Source organism: Chitinophaga varians, from assembly GCF_012641275.1.
In the GTDB taxonomy this organism is placed as follows: domain Bacteria; phylum Bacteroidota; class Bacteroidia; order Chitinophagales; family Chitinophagaceae; genus Chitinophaga; species Chitinophaga varians_A.
On sequence record NZ_JABAIA010000002.1, the window covers coordinates 1,652,130 to 1,668,426 of the forward strand.

Here is a 16,297-nt window from a genome sequence, read left to right on the forward strand (position 1 = left end):
TTTTATGAAGAAAAGAGGGCTGTTGTTTTTATGGCTTTTATATAGCGGCATGACCGCCGCACAGGAAAAACAGCTGGACTTTGCCACTTATCTGTCCGGTGTAAGACAGCACAACCTGGGATATGCCGCTGAGAAATTTAATATGGACGTGGCGGCCGCCAATGTGCTGATGGCGAAAGTTTTTCCCGACCCGGAGATCAGTGCCGGCGTGTTTGACAATGGTCAGCGCCGGATGCAGCAGGGGTATGGTTTCAGCAGCAGCATCGGGTATACGCTGGAGCTGGGCGGTAAAAGGCACGCGCGGATAGGTTTGGCTAAAAGTGAGCAGGAGGTGGCCCGCTACCTGCTGGAAGACTACTTCCGTAACCTGCGTGCGGACGCCACGCTGGCGTTTTTGAACGCGATGCAACAGCAACGGTTATACGATATCAAGATGGAAGCGTACCGGTATATGTTACAGCTGGCGCAGGCAGACAGCATCCGTTTCAAAGCCGGCCTGATACCCGAGGCTGACGCGCGGCAGTCGCGCGTGGAAGCAGGGATGCTGCTCAATGAAGCGTTTGGCGTGGCGGCAGAAATGAAAACGTCGCTGGTGCAGTTGAATGAGCTGGCCGGCGCTTATCATGGCGATACGCTGGTAAGCCCTGTTGGCGACATGGACCGCTTTGAACGGCGTTTTTCGCTGCCGGAGCTGGTGGCCCGTGCGCAGGAGGAGAGGGCGGACCTGCTGGCGGCCCTGCGGCAAAAAGATGTGTCGGTGAAGACGCTGCAATTGGCAAAAGCGGCCAGGATGATAGACCTGGGCCTCACCCTTGGTGTCAATAATGCCGCAGTGGTGACTAACGTGGTCGCACCTACGCCGTCGATGAATACTGTGTCAGCAGGCATCAGTCTCCCGCTGAAGTTCTCTAACCGCAACAAGGGCGATCTGCTGGCGGCCAATGCCGGTGTAAGGCAGCAGGAGACAGTATACCGGCAAACATTGTTACAGGTGCAGACGGAAGTGACGACGGCCTGGTTCAGCTACCTCGGCGCCGGCAGGCAGCGGGAACAGTTTGACAGCGGGCTGCTGGAGGAAGCCCGAAAGGTGCTGGAAGGCCGCCGCTACAGTTACCAGCGGGGAGAAACCTCCCTGCTGGAAGTACTCAATGCACAGCGCACCTACAACGATGTGCAGCAACAATATTATGAAACCATTTATCGTCACGCTTCTGCCCTGGTAGAGCTTGAAAGGGCCGCTGCGGTGTGGGATATTCAATTCTGATCGTATGAAAATAACAGCAGGTATATTTTTGTTGCTTTTAGTGATGTCGGGCGCAAGGGCCCAGGAATTGCCGGCTTTCTCCCTGCAGGTGAAAGCCGGTGTACAACTGCCACGGGTATACGGGGCTGCAAAAGACAGCGTGGCAGGTTATGCTGCGTCCGGATGGCTGGCGGGATTGAGCGCATTGTCTCCCATAGGGAAATCGGTCGCTTTAAAACATGATGTTTTCCTGGCGATGCAGAAAAACGAATCGCGGCTGGACTTGTTCCCCGTAAGCATCGCTTACCGGAAATACAACCTGGAGGTGTTTGCCGGGCCGTATATGGGCATCCTGCTGCGCTCGGATAACTATGGCAATGGCACTATGGACAAGGGCTATGCTACTAAAAATGATATAGGGTTTACTATCGGGGCCGGTTATACGTTTCGCAAGCGGTTTAGCGCTGAATTCCGGTATGTACAGGGGTTTGCGCCGCTGGGAGAAAATGCGGGAACGAAGGACCAGCTAAAGGCGCACCGGCGGTATGTTGCATTTACGCTCGGCTATAAATTATTTTGATATTTTATTATTGGGCACCTTAATACAATGATGCTGATTTAAAATATCAAAATGACCAAATAGTTAAATGAATACTTTCTGGTATTCGCTTTCAATGTCCGTGATGTCGATATTGGTGACTTTTTTACCATCGAAGAGAAACACTTCCCATGTATATTTTGGATCGTCGAGATCGATGATGGTGGTGCCGCCGTCCTGATGGCGGAAGGTGATTTTGCCGCCTTCGGCCGTAACGGATTTGAACGCTTTGTTCTGAAGAAAATCCTGGCAGTCGCTGATACAGGTTTCGCTGTCATTGGCGAGTGCATAAAAGCTCTCGTCGCCGTTTTCCTGTTTCAGTTTTTCCTGTTTATGATGGTTGGGCGTATAGATAACGGCGCACGGTTCTGAGATCACGCGCATGGTGGCGTGTGCAGGTGGTGCGGCATCGGTGCTTTCGTGTGTGGCCGGCGTTTGGTGGCAGGCCATCAGCGTGAGCAAAGCAACGGTCAACAGGCTACGGTTTTTCAAACGATACATGGGCGGTTATTTGTTTGGCATATAGGCTTGCGTGGCCCCGGTCATGGGCAACGCAAGCCTTAAAGATAAACAAAAAATGCCAGCTTAGCTAGTAGCGCAGGCAGCCATACAGGGGTAGTCGATGAGCCCTTTGGCGCCGCCTTCATAGAAAGTGGATTTATCTGCCGGCGCAAAGGGTTGCTGCTGCGCGATGCGGGCCACTAAATCCGGATTGGAGATGAACGGCCTGCCAAAGGCGATGAGATCAACGCTGAATTGTTGCAGCGCATTTTGTGCAGTGTCCGCATTGTAGCCGCCGGCGAGGATGAGCCACTGATGAAACTGTTCACGCAGTAAGGCTGTGAATGCTGGCGGTATAGGCGGGTAGCCGTTGGAAGACTGGTCTGACAGATGAATGAAGCGTATTTTCATCTTATCGAGTTTAGTGGCCAGGTAGCAGTAGGTGGCTGTTTCTTCTTCGTAAGGAGACAGGCCGTTCAATGACGCGAATGGCGAAAAACGCACTCCCACGCGGTCTGCGCCGGCGATGGCCACCATGCCTTCCAGTATGCGGAGGGGCAGCCGGCAGCGGTTTTCAATGCTACCGCCGTATTGGTCGGTACGTTGATTGGCGGCAGGATGAATAAACTGTTCCATCAGGTAACCGTGGGCGGCGTGCAGCTCTACGCCGTCGAAGCCCGCTGCCAGGGCGTTGCGGGTGGCCTGCATATGAAGGTGGTACATTTCTTCCACCGCTTCGGCGGACAATGCTTCCGGCACCGGCAATGTTTGTGTGCCTGCCGGTGTGGAAATAGTGCCTGCTGCAGCAATAGCAGAAGGGGCCACCGGTGATAGTCCCCCGGGGATGTTCAGCGGATGGCCGATGCGGCCGGAGTGTACCAGTTGCACGAATATTTTACCGCCCTGCTGATGTACTGCATCGGTGACTTTTTTCCAGCCGGCTATCTGTTCTTTGCTGTAGATGCCGGGAAGCAGGGAGATGCCCATACCACTGCGACTGACAACGGTGCTTTCGGCGATGATAAGGCCGGCACTGGCGCGCTGTGCGTAATAACGGGCTAACAGTCCGCTGGGCACGCCTTCGTTTTCCACCCTTCTTCTGCTCATGGGGGCCATCACGATCCGGTTGGCCAGTGACAGCTCCGGTGTGGCTATTGGTTCCAGTAGTTTCATGATTTTTTACTTTGCTGTTGCAAAAGTAGCAGCGCGACTGGCGGCGCCGTCGGTACAATCCGGGGATTCTGTTGTAATTTTGGAGGCTATGGGAGAGAGAAACCTGCATATGCCTTTTGAATTGTTTGAGGCAGATATGAGCGAGTGGGAATCGCGCCCGCTGATTTATTATTTTTTTGAGATCATCCATATATGGGAGGGAGAAGGTACCCGTGTGGTGAACCAGAACCGTTTCCCGTACAAGCCGGGCAGCGTGATCCTGTTCACGCCCCGCGATTGCCGTGGTTTTGAAGTAACGAAGCCTACGCGTTTTACGTCGGTGCGGTTTTCCGGGAATTTCCTGGAGAAGCGGCATTCCACGGAAGAACGCCGGCGTATCTGTGAGTGGCTCAGGCAGCTGGAGTACGTTTTCTTTCAGCATAACCGGCATGAACCGGTGCTGATCAAACATACGGATGATTGTAAGATGATCACGGCGCTGATCCGGAATATGGTACAGGAATACCAGCACCGGCCGCCGTACTACGAAGCCAACCTGCAGTTGTATGTAGCGCTGTTGCTGAATATTATCGCGCGTAATGTAGCAGAAGAGGTGGAGATGGCCGGTACGGAAGGAACAGGGCCGCTGATAGGCCGGATGATCGCCCATATCCGTCAGCATATCTATTATCCTGATCAGTTGAAGCTGGAGGCGCTGGCGGCGAAGTTCAACCTGTCGGTAAATTATATAGGAGAGTTTTTCAAAAAACAAACAGGGGAGAGCATCCAGCAGTTTATTATCAGCTATAAGCTGAAGCTGGTGCAGTTACGGATGGAAAACAGCGGTCTCACGATCGGGGAGATAGCCGATGAACTGGGCTTCACCGATGAAAGTCACCTGAGCCGGCTGTTCCGTAAATACTATGGTGTAAGCCCGGCGGCGTATCGCCGGAACAAACTCGCGGAAAAAGCAGGCACTACCATGTAGTCATCACCCGAAAAAAAATTCATTGAAAAATTTCGATGTTTCAAAAAAAGCATTACCTTTGTGTCATGGATGTGGGAATTATAGAAAAAGCAGCAAATGCCATAGCCGATAAACACAGATTATCAATTATTATGGAGATCGCCCAAAAGGGCAGCATAGTATGCGGTGATGTTTGTTGTCTTTGTTCCTTGTCACAGCCTACTGTTTCGCATCACGTGAAGATATTGGTAGACAGCGGAGTGTTGAACTCCATCAAGAACGGACGTATTGTGGAGTTGACGATCAACAAGGAGATGATGAAACAATTATCATTGTTCTTTTTACAATTAAGCTGAGCAAACAGCTTTTTTTTATCGGCTAAAACATCGATAGTTTTAAATAAATAAATATCCGATAAAGCGAATAGAGACGGGCATCTCTATTTTTTTACCGGGAAACATTGATACTTTTAAATAAATCAATTACAAGAACCATCAGAATGGACCAGCTTAGGAACAAGACCGCTATTATCACGGGAGGTAACAGTGGCATCGGATATGCAACAGCAGCTGAATTTTTGGCGAAAGGAGCAAAGGTATTGATAACCGGTCGGAATCCGGGTGCGGTGCAACGGGCCGTACACGCACTCGGTTTTCCGGCGGAAGGATTAACAGCAGACCAATCTAAGCTGGAGGACTCAAAGAAGCTGGCAGAGTACGCGCGTAGTCGTTATGGCAAGGTAGACATCCTGTTTATCAACGCCGGCATCGCGAAGTTTGCTCCTTTTGAAGGGGTAACTACGGAGATGTTTGACGAAATCATCGACATCAATTTCAAAGGGGCCTTTTTTACTGCGCAACAGTTACTCCCTTTGCTCAACGATGGTGGCAGTATAGTGTTTCTATCCGCCATTAACGCCTACGCAGGCATGCCGGGCACTACGGTGCTGGCAGCCAGTAAAGCGGCGCTCAACGCTGTGGCCAGAACATTGGCCAGAGAGCTGGCGCCCCGTAAGATAACAGTTAACGTAGTGAATGCAGGGCCTATTGATACGCCCCTGATTGAAAAAATTGGTGTCAGCCATGAAGTGGCCGGCGCTATCAGAGATAAAATGACGGCCAGTATTCCGCTGGGAAGATTGGGAGAGGCAACAGAAGTGGCCAGTCTGGTGTCCTTCCTCGTATCTGACGAAGCAAGGTTTATAACCGGCGGAGAATATACTATAGATGGTGGACTGATGGTCCATCCGGGGGTCCAGGGTTAAACTGCCGACAACCAGCGGTTGCCGCCGGTTTAATCCTGAAGCACCCAACAACGACGTGTTTCTTTTTTATATCAGATATTTTGATTTACAGTTGATAAGTTACAAGGTTGCCATTGAATGTATAATTCCAAATATTTTGCTTGCCGGGCGCTGGTTGTGTTTAGTGTTTCACACCAGTGTCCGGCAGCACTATTTTAGCCCTATTGCAATTTATGGATCAGTTTACCGATCGTCTTTAGCCCTTCTTCCACCTGCTTGCTCCACGGATTGCCATAACTGATGCGCATACAGTTGTTGTACCGGTTCTGCAATGAAAACAGGCGGCCGGGACAGAAACTGATCTTGTGTTTGAGCGTTTGCTGGAACAGTTCAAACGTATTGATGTGGTCGTCCAGTTCCACCCATAACACGCAACCGCCCTGCGGACGTGTTACGCGGGCGCTTTCCGGGAAATATTCGCAGATGGCCTGCGCATAGCGGAGGCTTTGGGTATGCAGCATCTTACGGAGGTTGCGCAGATGAAAATCATAACGGCCTATTTCCAGGAAATGTCCAGCCGCCGCATGGGTCAGCGATGTACAGGAAATAGCATGGTGATGTTTCATGCGCAGGACTTTGTCCTTGTATTTGCCTGGCATGGTCCATCCCACGCGATAGCCCGGCGCCACTGACTTTGACAGGGAATTGCACAACAGTACGTTGCCTTGTTTGTCGAATGTTTTGCAGGTAAGCGGCCGTTGTTTGCCAAAATAGAGATCGCCGTAGATATCATCTTCAATCAGCGCGATGTCGTATTTCTCCACGATTTTTACCAGTTCCTGTTTGTGTTGATCAGGCATACAGCAACCGAGCGGGTTGTTGAAATTGGTCACGAACAGGCAGGCTTTGATTTTATGCCGCGGAATAGCCTTGTCCAGGTAATCGAGGTCTACGCCGGTAATGGGATTGGTCGGTATTTCCAGCACTTTGAGGCCGAGGCCTTCCGCCAGCTGTAACGCGCCGTAATAAGAAGGACTTTCCAGCGCGATGGTATCGCCTGGTTGTGTAGTGGCGGTGAGGCAGAGGGTGAGCGCGTCCATGCAGCCGTGGGTGGTCACCACATCATCGGCGGTGAATACTTCGCCCCAGCCGAGCGACAGCCGGGCGATCTGGTTGCGGAGCAGCTCATTGCCCTGCAACGGTTCATATCCCATACCGCCGGCCTCCTGTTCACGCAGCGCGTGGACCACCGCCTTGGCCATTTTGGCGGAAGGCAGCACGCTCACGGGCAGCGTGGCCACGGAGAATTTCAGGATGTTGTCGTTGGATATGTGGCTGAACACCTCCATTACCATATCACTGACGGTGACATCGCTGACCGGTTTTCGTACAGGCGCGCACGTGCCCGGCATGGGCGCCATGCGGCGGGCGTTGCGGCAGATATAATATCCCGATTTTGGACGTGATTCTATCAGTCCTTTTCCTTCCAGGTGATAATAAGCCTGAAAGGCGGTCGTCAGGCTGATGCCCTGTTGTTTGCTGAGCATGCGCACGGAAGGAAGTTTTTCCCCCATTTTCATGACGTCTTTTTCTATCATCTGTTCTATTCTGTCTGCTACCTGCAGATACAGATGGTCGGCAGTCTTGATCATAACCCTGAAATCTGATATGCTTCAAAAGTACAAAATGTAATCTGATATTTAACGGCGGCCATCCAGTTGCTGGCGTATCAGTTTGCCGATTGTTTGTATGGCCCAGTGCTGGTCGTCGTCAAATGGATTGGCGTTGGAGAGCCGCAGGCAGTTGTTGTACTGCTGCTGGCTGGAGAACAGGCTGCCGGGCGTAAAGGCGATCTGTTGCCGGAGCGCTTTGCGGTGTACCTCCCAGCCGTCCACCTTCGGCGGCAGCACCACCCACAGGCTAAGACCGCCTTCCGGGCGGGTGAGCCGTGTATCGGCGGGGAAATACTGTTGTATGGCGCGGCTGATCTGTGCCTGTTGCGTGCGGAGCGCCTGTCGCAATGGTTTCAGGTGAAGGTCCATCCGTTGCTGGTCCAGGAACCGTGTCAGCACCAGTTGCGGCAACAGTCCGGTGGCAGCGGAAGACATGAACTTCAGCCGTGACAGCCGTTCGTGGTAGCGCCGGCTGATGATCCAACCCACCCGCAGGCCGGCGGCGATGCATTTTGAGAAAGAGGAGCAGTACAGTACCAGGTCGGCACGGTCATAGCTTTTGATGGTACGCGGCCGTTCCGCATTGAAATGCAGGTCGCCGTAGGCATCATCTTCAATCAGTGGTATTTGGTATTGTGCTATCAGGTGAGCCAGCTGTTGTTTGTTTTTGTCCGGCATGCAGCTGCCCAGCGGATTGTTGTAATTGCTGATAAGAAGGCAGGCCGCCACTTTCCCTTTTTTGAACGTTGTTTCCAGCTGGTCAAGGCAGATGCCGGTGACCGGGTCGGTAGGTATTTCCAGTGCTTTCATGCCCAGGTTCTCAATAGACTGGAGCAGTCCCACGAACGTCGGCGACTCTATGGCGATGGTATCGCCGGCTTTGGCCACGGCGCGAAGGCAAATGTTGGCTGCTTCGATGGCGCCATTGGTAACGGTGATGTCTTCCGTTGCCACGCTGCCGCCCCATGCCAGCGACAGCCGCGCTATATGCCTGCGTAGCGGCAGATAGCCGTCAATATCACCGTAAGGGATATACGTATTTTTCTCTTCGCGGGCCACCTGCCGTAGAGCTTTGTTCAGCTTGGCCACCGGCAGCAGGCTGATATGCGGTGAGGCGCCTATCAGGGACACGATGCCTTCGCGCGCTACCGTATGACGCACCAGCGATACCCTTTCGCTTACTTTCACCAGCGCGGGCGTGCGTGATGGCGCGGATATTTCCGGCAGTCGCAGTAGCTGCTGCCGGGAGTAGCTGACATAATAGCCCGATTTTTCCCGTGCTTCCACCCAGCCTTTTCTTTCCAGGTGTACGTATACCTGCAGGGCGGTGCTGATACTGATACCATGCTCCGCATGCAGGCTGCGTACCGACGGCAGCTTGTCGCCGATACTATAAGTGCCGTTGATGATCATGGCCTCGATCTTGTCAGCCAGCTGCAGGTACAAAAAATCTTTCCTGTTATTCATCTCCCGAAATAAAATCTGTTATGGTCAAAAGTAGGTAATTCTGTGTCTGTTCTGGTGTCTGTTTTTGTGATTATTTTGTGTCAATCAATATTTATGAAGACTACTATCCACACATTAGCTCAACAGCTGGTCGGGCTTTGCCGGGAATGGAAATTCCTGGAAGCGCAGGAGACACTGTTGCACGAAGATTGTCTTAACATCGAAGCCGACGGCCGTGTTACCACGGGGCGGGACGCCATTATGGCCAAAGAGAAAGCATTTCTTGCCAACATCGAAACCATTCACCTGCTGGAGATATCAGACCCGGTGGTGGCTGACGGGTACTTTGCGGTACAGTTTCATTCAGAGCTGACGGTTAAAGGTATTGGCCGGCGCTCCCGTAACGAGATCATCGTGTATGAAGTAAAAGACGGAAAAATTGTCCGGGAACAGTTTTTTTATCACGTGTAAACCAAGTCAGCGACGGAGCCCGGAATGGACATTGCGAAGGGCTTTCAGGCGATGCCGGGAATGGAAGAGGCGCTGACAGAATCAATGACACTTCTGGCCGATACGCACGTGCCTGATGAGGTATTTTCCACCGCTACGGCTGTCTTCACAAAAGAAGAGGTGGCTGTTGTAACCATGGCCATTGTGGTGATCAACGCCTGGAACCGTATTGTCGTTACCTCTCGCACGGCGGTCGGTTAGCGGTACCGTGATGCCGGGCGTGGTTATTTAGAAGTCTCCTACGGGCAGGAGCTTCTAAATAACGACGCCAAAATGACAAGAATCGGGTGGTGCCTGTGATTGGTTTCAGTAATTTTGCAAATGACCATGCAAAAGATAAAGATCCCGGTGAATGACCCTGCCAACTTCTCTTTTCAGGAGTGCCTGCATTTCCTGGGCAGGTCCGACAAAGAGTGTTTACATTATATCGTTGACGGGAAGTTGCGCAGGATGGTACTGGCAGGAGGAGAGCCTGTCGTGGTGGAGATTGCTCCGGGCAATGACGTAGCTTATCTTGAAGCGACCGTACTGGCGCCTGTTGGTATTGTTTTCCCGGAGAAAGACATACAGGATTTTGTTACCCGTTGGCTCCACCTGGACGCGGACCTGCGTGAGTTCTACGATTACACCTGGACAGACCCGCTGCTGCGTGGCCTGGCCGCCGAATACCGGGGCCTGCGGCTGGTAGGCATGCCCGATTTGTTTGAAGCCATTACCTGGCCTATTATCGGTCAGCAGATCAATCTCTCCTTCGCCTATACGCTGCGGCAACGTTTTATTCATCATTTTGGTTATCATGCATCTGTTGACGGAACAGATTATTATCTTTACCCACATCCTGCCGTCATCGCCTCCCTGCCACCGGAAGCGCTGACCCCGATGCAGTTTTCCCGCAGTAAGGCACTGTACCTTGTTGAGACGGCTAAAGTGCTGGCCAGCGGGCAACTGTCGGAGCAAACAATGGCCGCGCTGGACTATACCGCCGCGCGTGACCGCCTGGTGGCACTGAAAGGAATCGGCAACTGGTCGGCCAACTATACGCTGATGAAATACAGCCGTTTCCCGCAGGCCGTACTGCTCGAAGATGTAGGACTGCAAAACGCTATCCGGCAACGGTTGCAGCTACCGGCAAAACCGTCAATGGCACAGTTACAGGAATATGCCCGGCCCTGGCAACAACATGCGGCATATGCCATCTTTTATTTGTGGCGCTCTTTATTACCCCCATTAAATGTTTGATATGGAACCAGCATTGTCACATCTTCGTATAGACACCCCCGTAGGGCCACTGCTGATTAGTGGCACCAATGAATATATACAGGCCGTTAACTTCACGGAAGAACCCGCAACAGCCTTCCCTCAGCCACCACATCTGCTGCTCGAATGCGCGCAGCAGCTGCATGAATACTTTGCCGGGGAACGCAAAATCTTCGACCTGCCCATCCAACAGCCCGGCACCGATTTCCAACAAACCGTATGGGAACAGCTGACACGCATCCCCTTCGGTCAGACGATCTCCTACCTGCAACTGGCCCACCGCATCGGTAACCCTAAAAGCATCCGGGCCGTAGGCACCACCAACGGTAAAAACCAACTGGCCATCATCGTGCCCTGCCACCGCGTGATCGGGGCTAACGGCACGCTGGTAGGATATGCCGGCGGGCTATGGCGGAAACGCTGGCTGCTGGACCATGAGCGGCCGGATTTGTTTTCGGCCTCCCAGGGCTGAAGCCCTGGGTCACGGTTAGTTGTTTGCTTAAACAGGGAATCGCCAATTTTCTGGTTGAATGTTTATAGTGTGCGTATTGGGGTTCTGATTAAAGAAACGGATGTAACGGGTTTGTTGCATCCGGGGGATTATCATATTTGTTTATCATGTCTTGATATTCCTTCTGAAATGTTTTTTTCTGATGATGCTTTTCCTGATTTTTTATGTACTGGAATACTCTGGGGATTTGTGATTTAGAATAGGAAAAGGCCGCGTAGCCTTCCTGCCACCTAAATGGCCGTTGCGAAGGGTAATAATGGTTGATCCACCTGGATGAACTTCCTTTGATGTACTGTACCAGGGAAGCGAGCGATTCATCAGGATGCATCCTGATGAAGAGATGAACGTGATCCGGCATCCCGTTAATAATAATGCATACATGTGACCTTCGCTTGATGTTAGCGGCCATGTATTCATATAAATCCGACTTAAATTTATCGCTGATCAATGCCCCGCGATATTTCACTACAAATATGATTTGCAGATGCAATTGGGTAAAACAATGGCTCATTGGGGTATGGTTTATTCTACTGTGAATGTATGCAATTGAGTGAAACAATAACTCATTGGGTTATAGTTTATTCTACTGTGAATGTATGCAATTGAGTAAAACAATAGCTCATTGGGGTATGGTTTATTTTACTGTGAACGTAGTTTTTGCTTTGAATCTCCAATAGCGTTCTTAGCGGCCCTGTTTCTGAATAAACGGCCCGGCCTTCAATTCAGGGAAGCTAATTGTGACCCAGGGCTTTAGCCCTGGGCTCCCTGCCACTAAACAACTGATATGCTCAAAAAACACAAAACTGAATCTGTTTTATGATCTTTTTTATGCGCAATTTTGACACTTGAAATCGTTGCATCTATCCATTCCCGTTTAAACCGCCCATATAATGAAGCTTCAGGAAGATTTAAAACATACCGACCGCCTGTTACAGTTGACTAAAGAATTCAGCAGTAAATTTTTATCCTCACTCGACCGGCTGGCGGCGGACAAGATGGTTGACATACCGGTGAGGCAGGTGATGCCTGCAGAAGGTGTGGGCGGCGTGGCCGCACTGGAACTGTTCCGGCAGCAGTATGGCAATGCTGTCACAGCGGCCGTAGGGCCGCGGTACTGGGGCTTTGTAACGGGGGGTGTAACGCCGGCGGCGCTGATGGGCGACTGGCTGGCTGCTACGATGGATTTGAATTCATCTGATAAAGGTTCTGCTGCTTTTGCCATAGAAACGGAAACCATTGCTTTACTGAAACAGCTGTTTGGTTTGCCGGAAGCATTCCTGGGTTGTTTCGTTACCGGCGCCACCATGGCTAATTTCACCGGACTGGCGCTGGGCCGGCAGTGGCTGGGCCAACAACGTGGCATTGATATCGGTAAAGAGGGCATGGCAGGACTGCATGATTTACAGGTGGTGTCCTGTGTGCCACATTCAAGCGTGACCAAATCCATGGCCATGTTGGGCCTGGGCCGTGATAACGTGGTGAAGATACCGGCGTTGCCGGGAAGGGAAAGTGTGGACATCAGTGCGTTGCGTGCATATTTGGAATCGCGTAATGGTCAACCGGTGATTTATGTGGCCAGTGCGGGCACGGTCAATACGGTGGATTTTGACGATATCGCTGCCATTGTGGAACTGAAAAAACAATATCCTTTCTGGTTGCACATAGATGCTGCTTTCGGCGGATTTGCCGCCTGCAGTGAGCACTACCGGCATCTGCTGAACGGATGGGAGGAGGCAGACTCCATCACCATCGATGCACATAAGTGGCTGAATGTTCCCTATGATGCCGCGATGATTTTCTCCCGTCATCCGGGATTACAGGTGGACGTGTTTCAGAATGCAGGCGCCGCTTACCTGGGCGACCCAGCGGAAAATTTCAATTTTATTAATCATATCCCGGAAAACTCGCGCCGGCTACGTGCTCTGCCTGCATGGTTCTCGCTGATGGCCTATGGTAAGGACGGCTACCGGCATATCGTGGAAGAGAACGTGGCTTTGGCGCAACAACTGGGCGGTCTGCTGAACGAACATCCGGCCTTCCGCCTGTTGGCGCCGGTAAGAATGTGCGTGGTATGTTTTACGCTGAATGTGCAGGCAGCTGAACAGGAGGAGGCGGTAGACCGGTTCCTCCTGGCGCTGAACGCCACCGGCGTAGTGTGTATGACACGCACCGTTTATGCCGGTCAGCCGGGCATCCGCGCGGCGCTGGTGAACTGGCGTACCACGGCCAACGACGTACAGTTGGCTTTTCAGACAATGAAAGAAGTTGTTGCTACTGTTTTGAATCTGTATACATATGCGTAAATCAAGCACCAATGCTTATATCGCATTGGCTATTGTAAGTATCTTTTGGGGGACCACCTATCTGGCTTCACGAATCGGTGTCAGACATATTCACGGGATCATGCTGGCAGGTATCAGACAGAGTACTGCCGGGTTGCTGCTGACCGGTTTTTTCCTCCTGAAAGGCTATAAGCTGCCTGAAAAAATGGTATTGTCCAAACTCTTTGTAATGGGCTTACTGATGCTGGTAGGCAGCAACGGCCTGATGACCTGGGCCATGCAGTACGTTCCCAGCGGGCTGGGAGCAGTGATCAGTGCCACGGTGCCCATCTGGATCACCATCTTCAGCTATTTCCTGGTGAAGAAGACGCGCATCAGCATACAGCTGCTGGTGGGCATGTTGCTCGGATTTGCGGGCGTGGCGGGGATCTTCTACAATTATTTGTCGAGTCTCATGAACCCGGATTTTCGCTTCGGCATTATGTTGTGTTTCTTCGCCTGTATCTTCTGGGCACTGGGCTCTGTGCTGACCGCCAAGTGGGCGCTGGGCGTAAACTATCTTTTCGGCGCCGGTTTCCAGATGCTGTTCAGTGGCATTGTCATGTTGCTGATCGCTACCTTGTTTATGGGGCAACAATTTTCGGCAGACAGCTTCACGGCCGAGTTATGGGAAAGTTTGTTGTACCTGGTGCTGGTAGGGTCTGTGCTTAGCTATTCTGCTTATGTGTTTACGCTGAACAACCTGCCGCCATCGCTGGCGTCTGTGTATGCTTATATCAACCCTATTGTAGCCGTGCTGCTGGGATGGATATTGCTGAAAGAGAACCTGACCTGGATGATGGGCCTGTGCAGCCTTGTGACGATAGGGGGCGTGTATCTTGTCAATGATGCGGTCAATAAAAACAAACAGAAACAACTGCAATAAATATTTAAGGTAGAAGTTAAGTCCGATGCTCGCCCCGGTTTTTACCGGATGAGCATCTTTTTTTTGTCCGCTGAAATGAGCTAAATTTAAGGTACGTGATCCCGCAAAATAAATCAGATCTTATGGAAGTTGTCCAGGCATCAGCCATGCATACCAACGAAGTCGCCGTGTTGTTCGATGCATACCGCAGTTACTTTGATCAGGCGCCGGATTTCAAAGGCGCGCTGGCGTTTATCAGTGAAAGATTTAAACAACAGGACAGTGTTATTTTTGTAGCTTTTGAAAAAGACGAGATCGTGGGCTTTGCCCAGCTGTATCCGTTATTTACCTCTCTGGGCATGAAGCGCGGATGGTTGCTCAACGATGTGTATGTGCTGGAAGAGCATCGTGGCAAAGGAGCTGGCGGAGCGCTGGTGGATGCCGCCGTAGAACATGGACGGAAAACAGATGCCGCCTGGGTGATGTTACAGACCTATGTGGCCAACACCGGCGCACAGAAGCTTTATCAATCCAAGGGCTTCAAAAAAGACACCAACTCGTTTTATTTCTACCTGACGCTCTGATAGAGGAATTTCCTTTTCTTTGCAGCATGGATATTACAAAGAATCCCTGGACGATACATTCCAGTGAGGTAAGATATGACAACAAATGGATTCAGGTGGTCCACCATGAAGGATTAAATCCGGCCGGCGGACCAGGTATCTATGGAGTGGTGCATTTCAAGAACCTGGCGATCGGCGTGATCGCGCTGGACGAACAGCAGAACACTTACCTCGTGGGGCAGTACCGGTTCCCGCTGAAAAAATTCAGCTGGGAGATACCGGAAGGCGGCGGCCCGCTGGGAGAATATCCGCTGGATACGGCCAGGCGGGAACTGCTGGAAGAAACAGGCCTGGTGGCCAACCGGTGGGACGTGATCTGTGAACTGGCGGTGTCCAATTCCGTGACCGATGAAATTGGGGTGGTGTTTCTGGCCCGGGAGCTGGAACAGAGGACCGCAGAACCGGAAGACACCGAAGAGCTGTTCGTGAAAAAATTACCGTTTGAGGAAGTCTATCAAATGGTTAAAAACTATGATATCACTGATTCTATCTCTGTTGTCGCCATTCAGAAAATAAAGCTGATGATGCTGGAAGGGGAGCTGGATTGACAGAAAATGCGTTTCTTTGCAGCAAATGGAAAGAAAATTTAACGCTTTCAAAGGTGAAAGAAGATCCGGCGGTCCCAAAAGGCCCGCCAGCCCGCGGCCGAAGCAGTCGTCACTGATTATTGGCCGGCAGCCCGTGATGGAAGCCCTCAACAGCGGCAAACCGATAGAACGTATCTACATGCTGCGCTCCGCCACCGGCGATATTATCCCTCAGATCAAAGAAAAAGCCCTTACTGGTAATATTCCCATCAATGTAGTGCCGGTAGAGAAACTCAACGGCCTCACCCAGGCCAATCATCAGGGCGTTATTGCGCTCACCGGCCAGGTCAGCTACCTCGATTTACAGGATGTGATCTCTCATGTGATTGAACAGGGAGAAACACCGCTCTTCCTTATACTTGACGGTATTACAGATGTCCGTAATATCGGTGCCATTGCCCGCAGCGCGGTATGTTGCGGCGCACAGGCCATCATTATCCCCGACAAAGGCATTGCGGCCCTCAATGAGGAAGCCATGAAATCCTCCGCCGGCGCACTTGAGAAAATAGCGATCTGTCGGGTGAACAGCCTCCTGAAAGCGATCGATACCCTGCATCTCAACGGTATCAAAGTGCTCTCCAGTGAAATGGAGACAGAAATCAAACTTTATGATTGCGACCTCCGCGAGCCGGTAGCCGTTATTATGGGTTCTGAAGATAAAGGCGTCTATCCTGCGCTCATCAAAGCATCCGATGTATTGTTCCGCATACCGATGGCGGGTAATTTCGAATCGTTCAACGTGTCAGTGGCAGCGGGGATCATCCTCTATGAGGCCATGAAACAGCGGACAGTGTAGCCAA

At 51.6% G+C, this 16,297-nt stretch carries 19 protein-coding genes; 13 read left to right on the forward strand and 6 right to left on the reverse strand.

All coding sequences use genetic code 11. The annotated features are described in order from the left end of the window. The first annotated feature begins 4 nt into the window (after positions 1–4). Together HGH92_RS21355 and HGH92_RS21360 are read left to right on the forward strand one after the other, a co-directional pair. Positions 5–1,264 (forward strand): TolC family protein, encoded by a 1,260-nt coding sequence (locus HGH92_RS21355; RefSeq protein WP_168872772.1) that lies wholly within the window; start codon positions 5–7, stop codon positions 1,262–1,264. Between the two features lie 4 nt (positions 1,265–1,268). Beyond that, positions 1,269–1,823, forward strand: a complete 555-nt coding sequence (locus HGH92_RS21360; RefSeq protein ID WP_168872773.1) for an outer membrane beta-barrel protein — start codon at positions 1,269–1,271, stop codon at positions 1,821–1,823. A 63-nt stretch (positions 1,824–1,886) separates the two neighbouring features. Here HGH92_RS21360 and HGH92_RS21365 read toward each other — a convergent pair whose 3' ends face one another. Together HGH92_RS21365 and HGH92_RS21370 are read right to left on the reverse strand one after the other, a co-directional pair. Continuing rightward, positions 1,887–2,342: a hypothetical protein gene (locus HGH92_RS21365; RefSeq protein ID WP_168872774.1), complete on the reverse strand. Its 456-nt coding sequence runs from the start codon at positions 2,340–2,342 to the stop codon at positions 1,887–1,889. Between the two features lie 84 nt (positions 2,343–2,426). Further along, the gene (locus tag HGH92_RS21370) at positions 2,427–3,515 is read right to left on the reverse strand and encodes an alkene reductase (protein WP_168872775.1); all 1,089 of its coding nucleotides are present in this window, start codon (positions 3,513–3,515) and stop codon (positions 2,427–2,429) included. A gap of 88 nt (positions 3,516–3,603) precedes the next feature. Between HGH92_RS21370 and HGH92_RS21375 the strand changes: the two genes are divergently transcribed. The 3 genes from HGH92_RS21375 (at position 3,604) to HGH92_RS21385 (ending at position 5,725) form a co-directional block, all read left to right on the forward strand. Continuing rightward, positions 3,604–4,482: an AraC family transcriptional regulator gene (locus HGH92_RS21375; RefSeq protein WP_168872776.1), complete on the forward strand. Its 879-nt coding sequence runs from the start codon at positions 3,604–3,606 to the stop codon at positions 4,480–4,482. A 65-nt stretch (positions 4,483–4,547) separates the two neighbouring features. Then, a complete protein-coding gene (locus tag HGH92_RS21380) occupies positions 4,548–4,817 on the forward strand; it encodes an ArsR/SmtB family transcription factor (protein ID WP_168872777.1) in 270 nt (89 codons plus the stop codon). A 143-nt stretch (positions 4,818–4,960) separates the two neighbouring features. Further along, complete coding sequence (locus tag HGH92_RS21385; protein WP_168872778.1) at positions 4,961–5,725, forward strand: SDR family oxidoreductase; 765 nt, start codon at positions 4,961–4,963, stop codon at positions 5,723–5,725. Positions 5,726–5,925: 200 nt separating this feature from the next. Here the strand turns inward: HGH92_RS21385 and HGH92_RS21390 are convergent, their stop codons facing one another. Together HGH92_RS21390 and HGH92_RS21395 are read right to left on the reverse strand one after the other, a co-directional pair. Then, positions 5,926–7,356, reverse strand: a complete 1,431-nt coding sequence (locus HGH92_RS21390; RefSeq protein WP_168872779.1) for a PLP-dependent aminotransferase family protein — start codon at positions 7,354–7,356, stop codon at positions 5,926–5,928. 48 nt (positions 7,357–7,404) lie between these two features. Then, positions 7,405–8,844 carry a PLP-dependent aminotransferase family protein gene (locus HGH92_RS21395; RefSeq protein ID WP_168872780.1) on the reverse strand — a complete coding sequence of 480 codons (1,440 nt, stop codon included), beginning with the start codon at positions 8,842–8,844 and terminating at the stop codon, positions 7,405–7,407. A 93-nt stretch (positions 8,845–8,937) separates the two neighbouring features. Between HGH92_RS21395 and HGH92_RS21400 the strand changes: the two genes are divergently transcribed. Further along, positions 8,938–9,294 (forward strand): nuclear transport factor 2 family protein, encoded by a 357-nt coding sequence (locus tag HGH92_RS21400; protein ID WP_168872781.1) that lies wholly within the window; start codon positions 8,938–8,940, stop codon positions 9,292–9,294. Between the two features lie 44 nt (positions 9,295–9,338). Here the strand turns inward: HGH92_RS21400 and HGH92_RS21405 are convergent, their stop codons facing one another. Continuing rightward, entirely contained in the window at positions 9,339–9,521 is a 183-nt protein-coding gene (locus HGH92_RS21405) for a hypothetical protein (RefSeq protein WP_168872782.1), read from the reverse strand. Positions 9,522–9,660: 139 nt separating this feature from the next. Between HGH92_RS21405 and HGH92_RS21410 the strand changes: the two genes are divergently transcribed. Beyond that, positions 9,661–10,572 carry a DNA-3-methyladenine glycosylase family protein gene (locus HGH92_RS21410; RefSeq protein WP_168872783.1) on the forward strand — a complete coding sequence of 304 codons (912 nt, stop codon included), beginning with the start codon at positions 9,661–9,663 and terminating at the stop codon, positions 10,570–10,572. 1 nt (position 10,573) lies between these two features. Then, complete coding sequence (locus HGH92_RS21415) at positions 10,574–11,062, forward strand: methylated-DNA--[protein]-cysteine S-methyltransferase (protein ID WP_168872784.1); 489 nt, start codon at positions 10,574–10,576, stop codon at positions 11,060–11,062. Positions 11,063–11,150: 88 nt separating this feature from the next. Here HGH92_RS21415 and tnpA read toward each other — a convergent pair whose 3' ends face one another. Next, positions 11,151–11,612, reverse strand: coding sequence for an IS200/IS605 family transposase (gene tnpA / locus HGH92_RS21420; RefSeq protein ID WP_168872785.1), 462 nt, complete (start codon positions 11,610–11,612; stop codon positions 11,151–11,153). Positions 11,613–11,991: 379 nt separating this feature from the next. Here tnpA and HGH92_RS21425 point away from each other — a divergent pair, with 379 nt between their 5' ends. The 5 genes from HGH92_RS21425 to rlmB all read left to right on the forward strand — a co-directional run bounded on the left by HGH92_RS21425 (position 11,992) and on the right by rlmB (position 16,293). Then, positions 11,992–13,404, forward strand: coding sequence for a pyridoxal phosphate-dependent decarboxylase family protein (locus tag HGH92_RS21425; RefSeq protein WP_168872786.1), 1,413 nt, complete (start codon positions 11,992–11,994; stop codon positions 13,402–13,404). Beyond that, positions 13,397–14,308 carry an EamA family transporter gene (locus tag HGH92_RS21430; RefSeq protein WP_168872787.1) on the forward strand — a complete coding sequence of 304 codons (912 nt, stop codon included), beginning with the start codon at positions 13,397–13,399 and terminating at the stop codon, positions 14,306–14,308. Before HGH92_RS21425 ends, HGH92_RS21430 begins: the two co-directional genes overlap by 8 nt. Positions 14,309–14,430: 122 nt before the next feature. Continuing rightward, a complete protein-coding gene (locus HGH92_RS21435; RefSeq protein WP_168872788.1) occupies positions 14,431–14,871 on the forward strand; it encodes a GNAT family N-acetyltransferase in 441 nt (146 codons plus the stop codon). A 26-nt stretch (positions 14,872–14,897) separates the two neighbouring features. Continuing rightward, entirely contained in the window at positions 14,898–15,458 is a 561-nt protein-coding gene (locus HGH92_RS21440) for an NUDIX domain-containing protein (RefSeq protein ID WP_168872789.1), read from the forward strand. Between the two features lie 25 nt (positions 15,459–15,483). Then, complete coding sequence (gene rlmB, locus HGH92_RS21445) at positions 15,484–16,293, forward strand: 23S rRNA (guanosine(2251)-2'-O)-methyltransferase RlmB (protein ID WP_168872790.1); 810 nt, start codon at positions 15,484–15,486, stop codon at positions 16,291–16,293. The last annotated feature ends 4 nt before the right edge of the window (positions 16,294–16,297 follow it).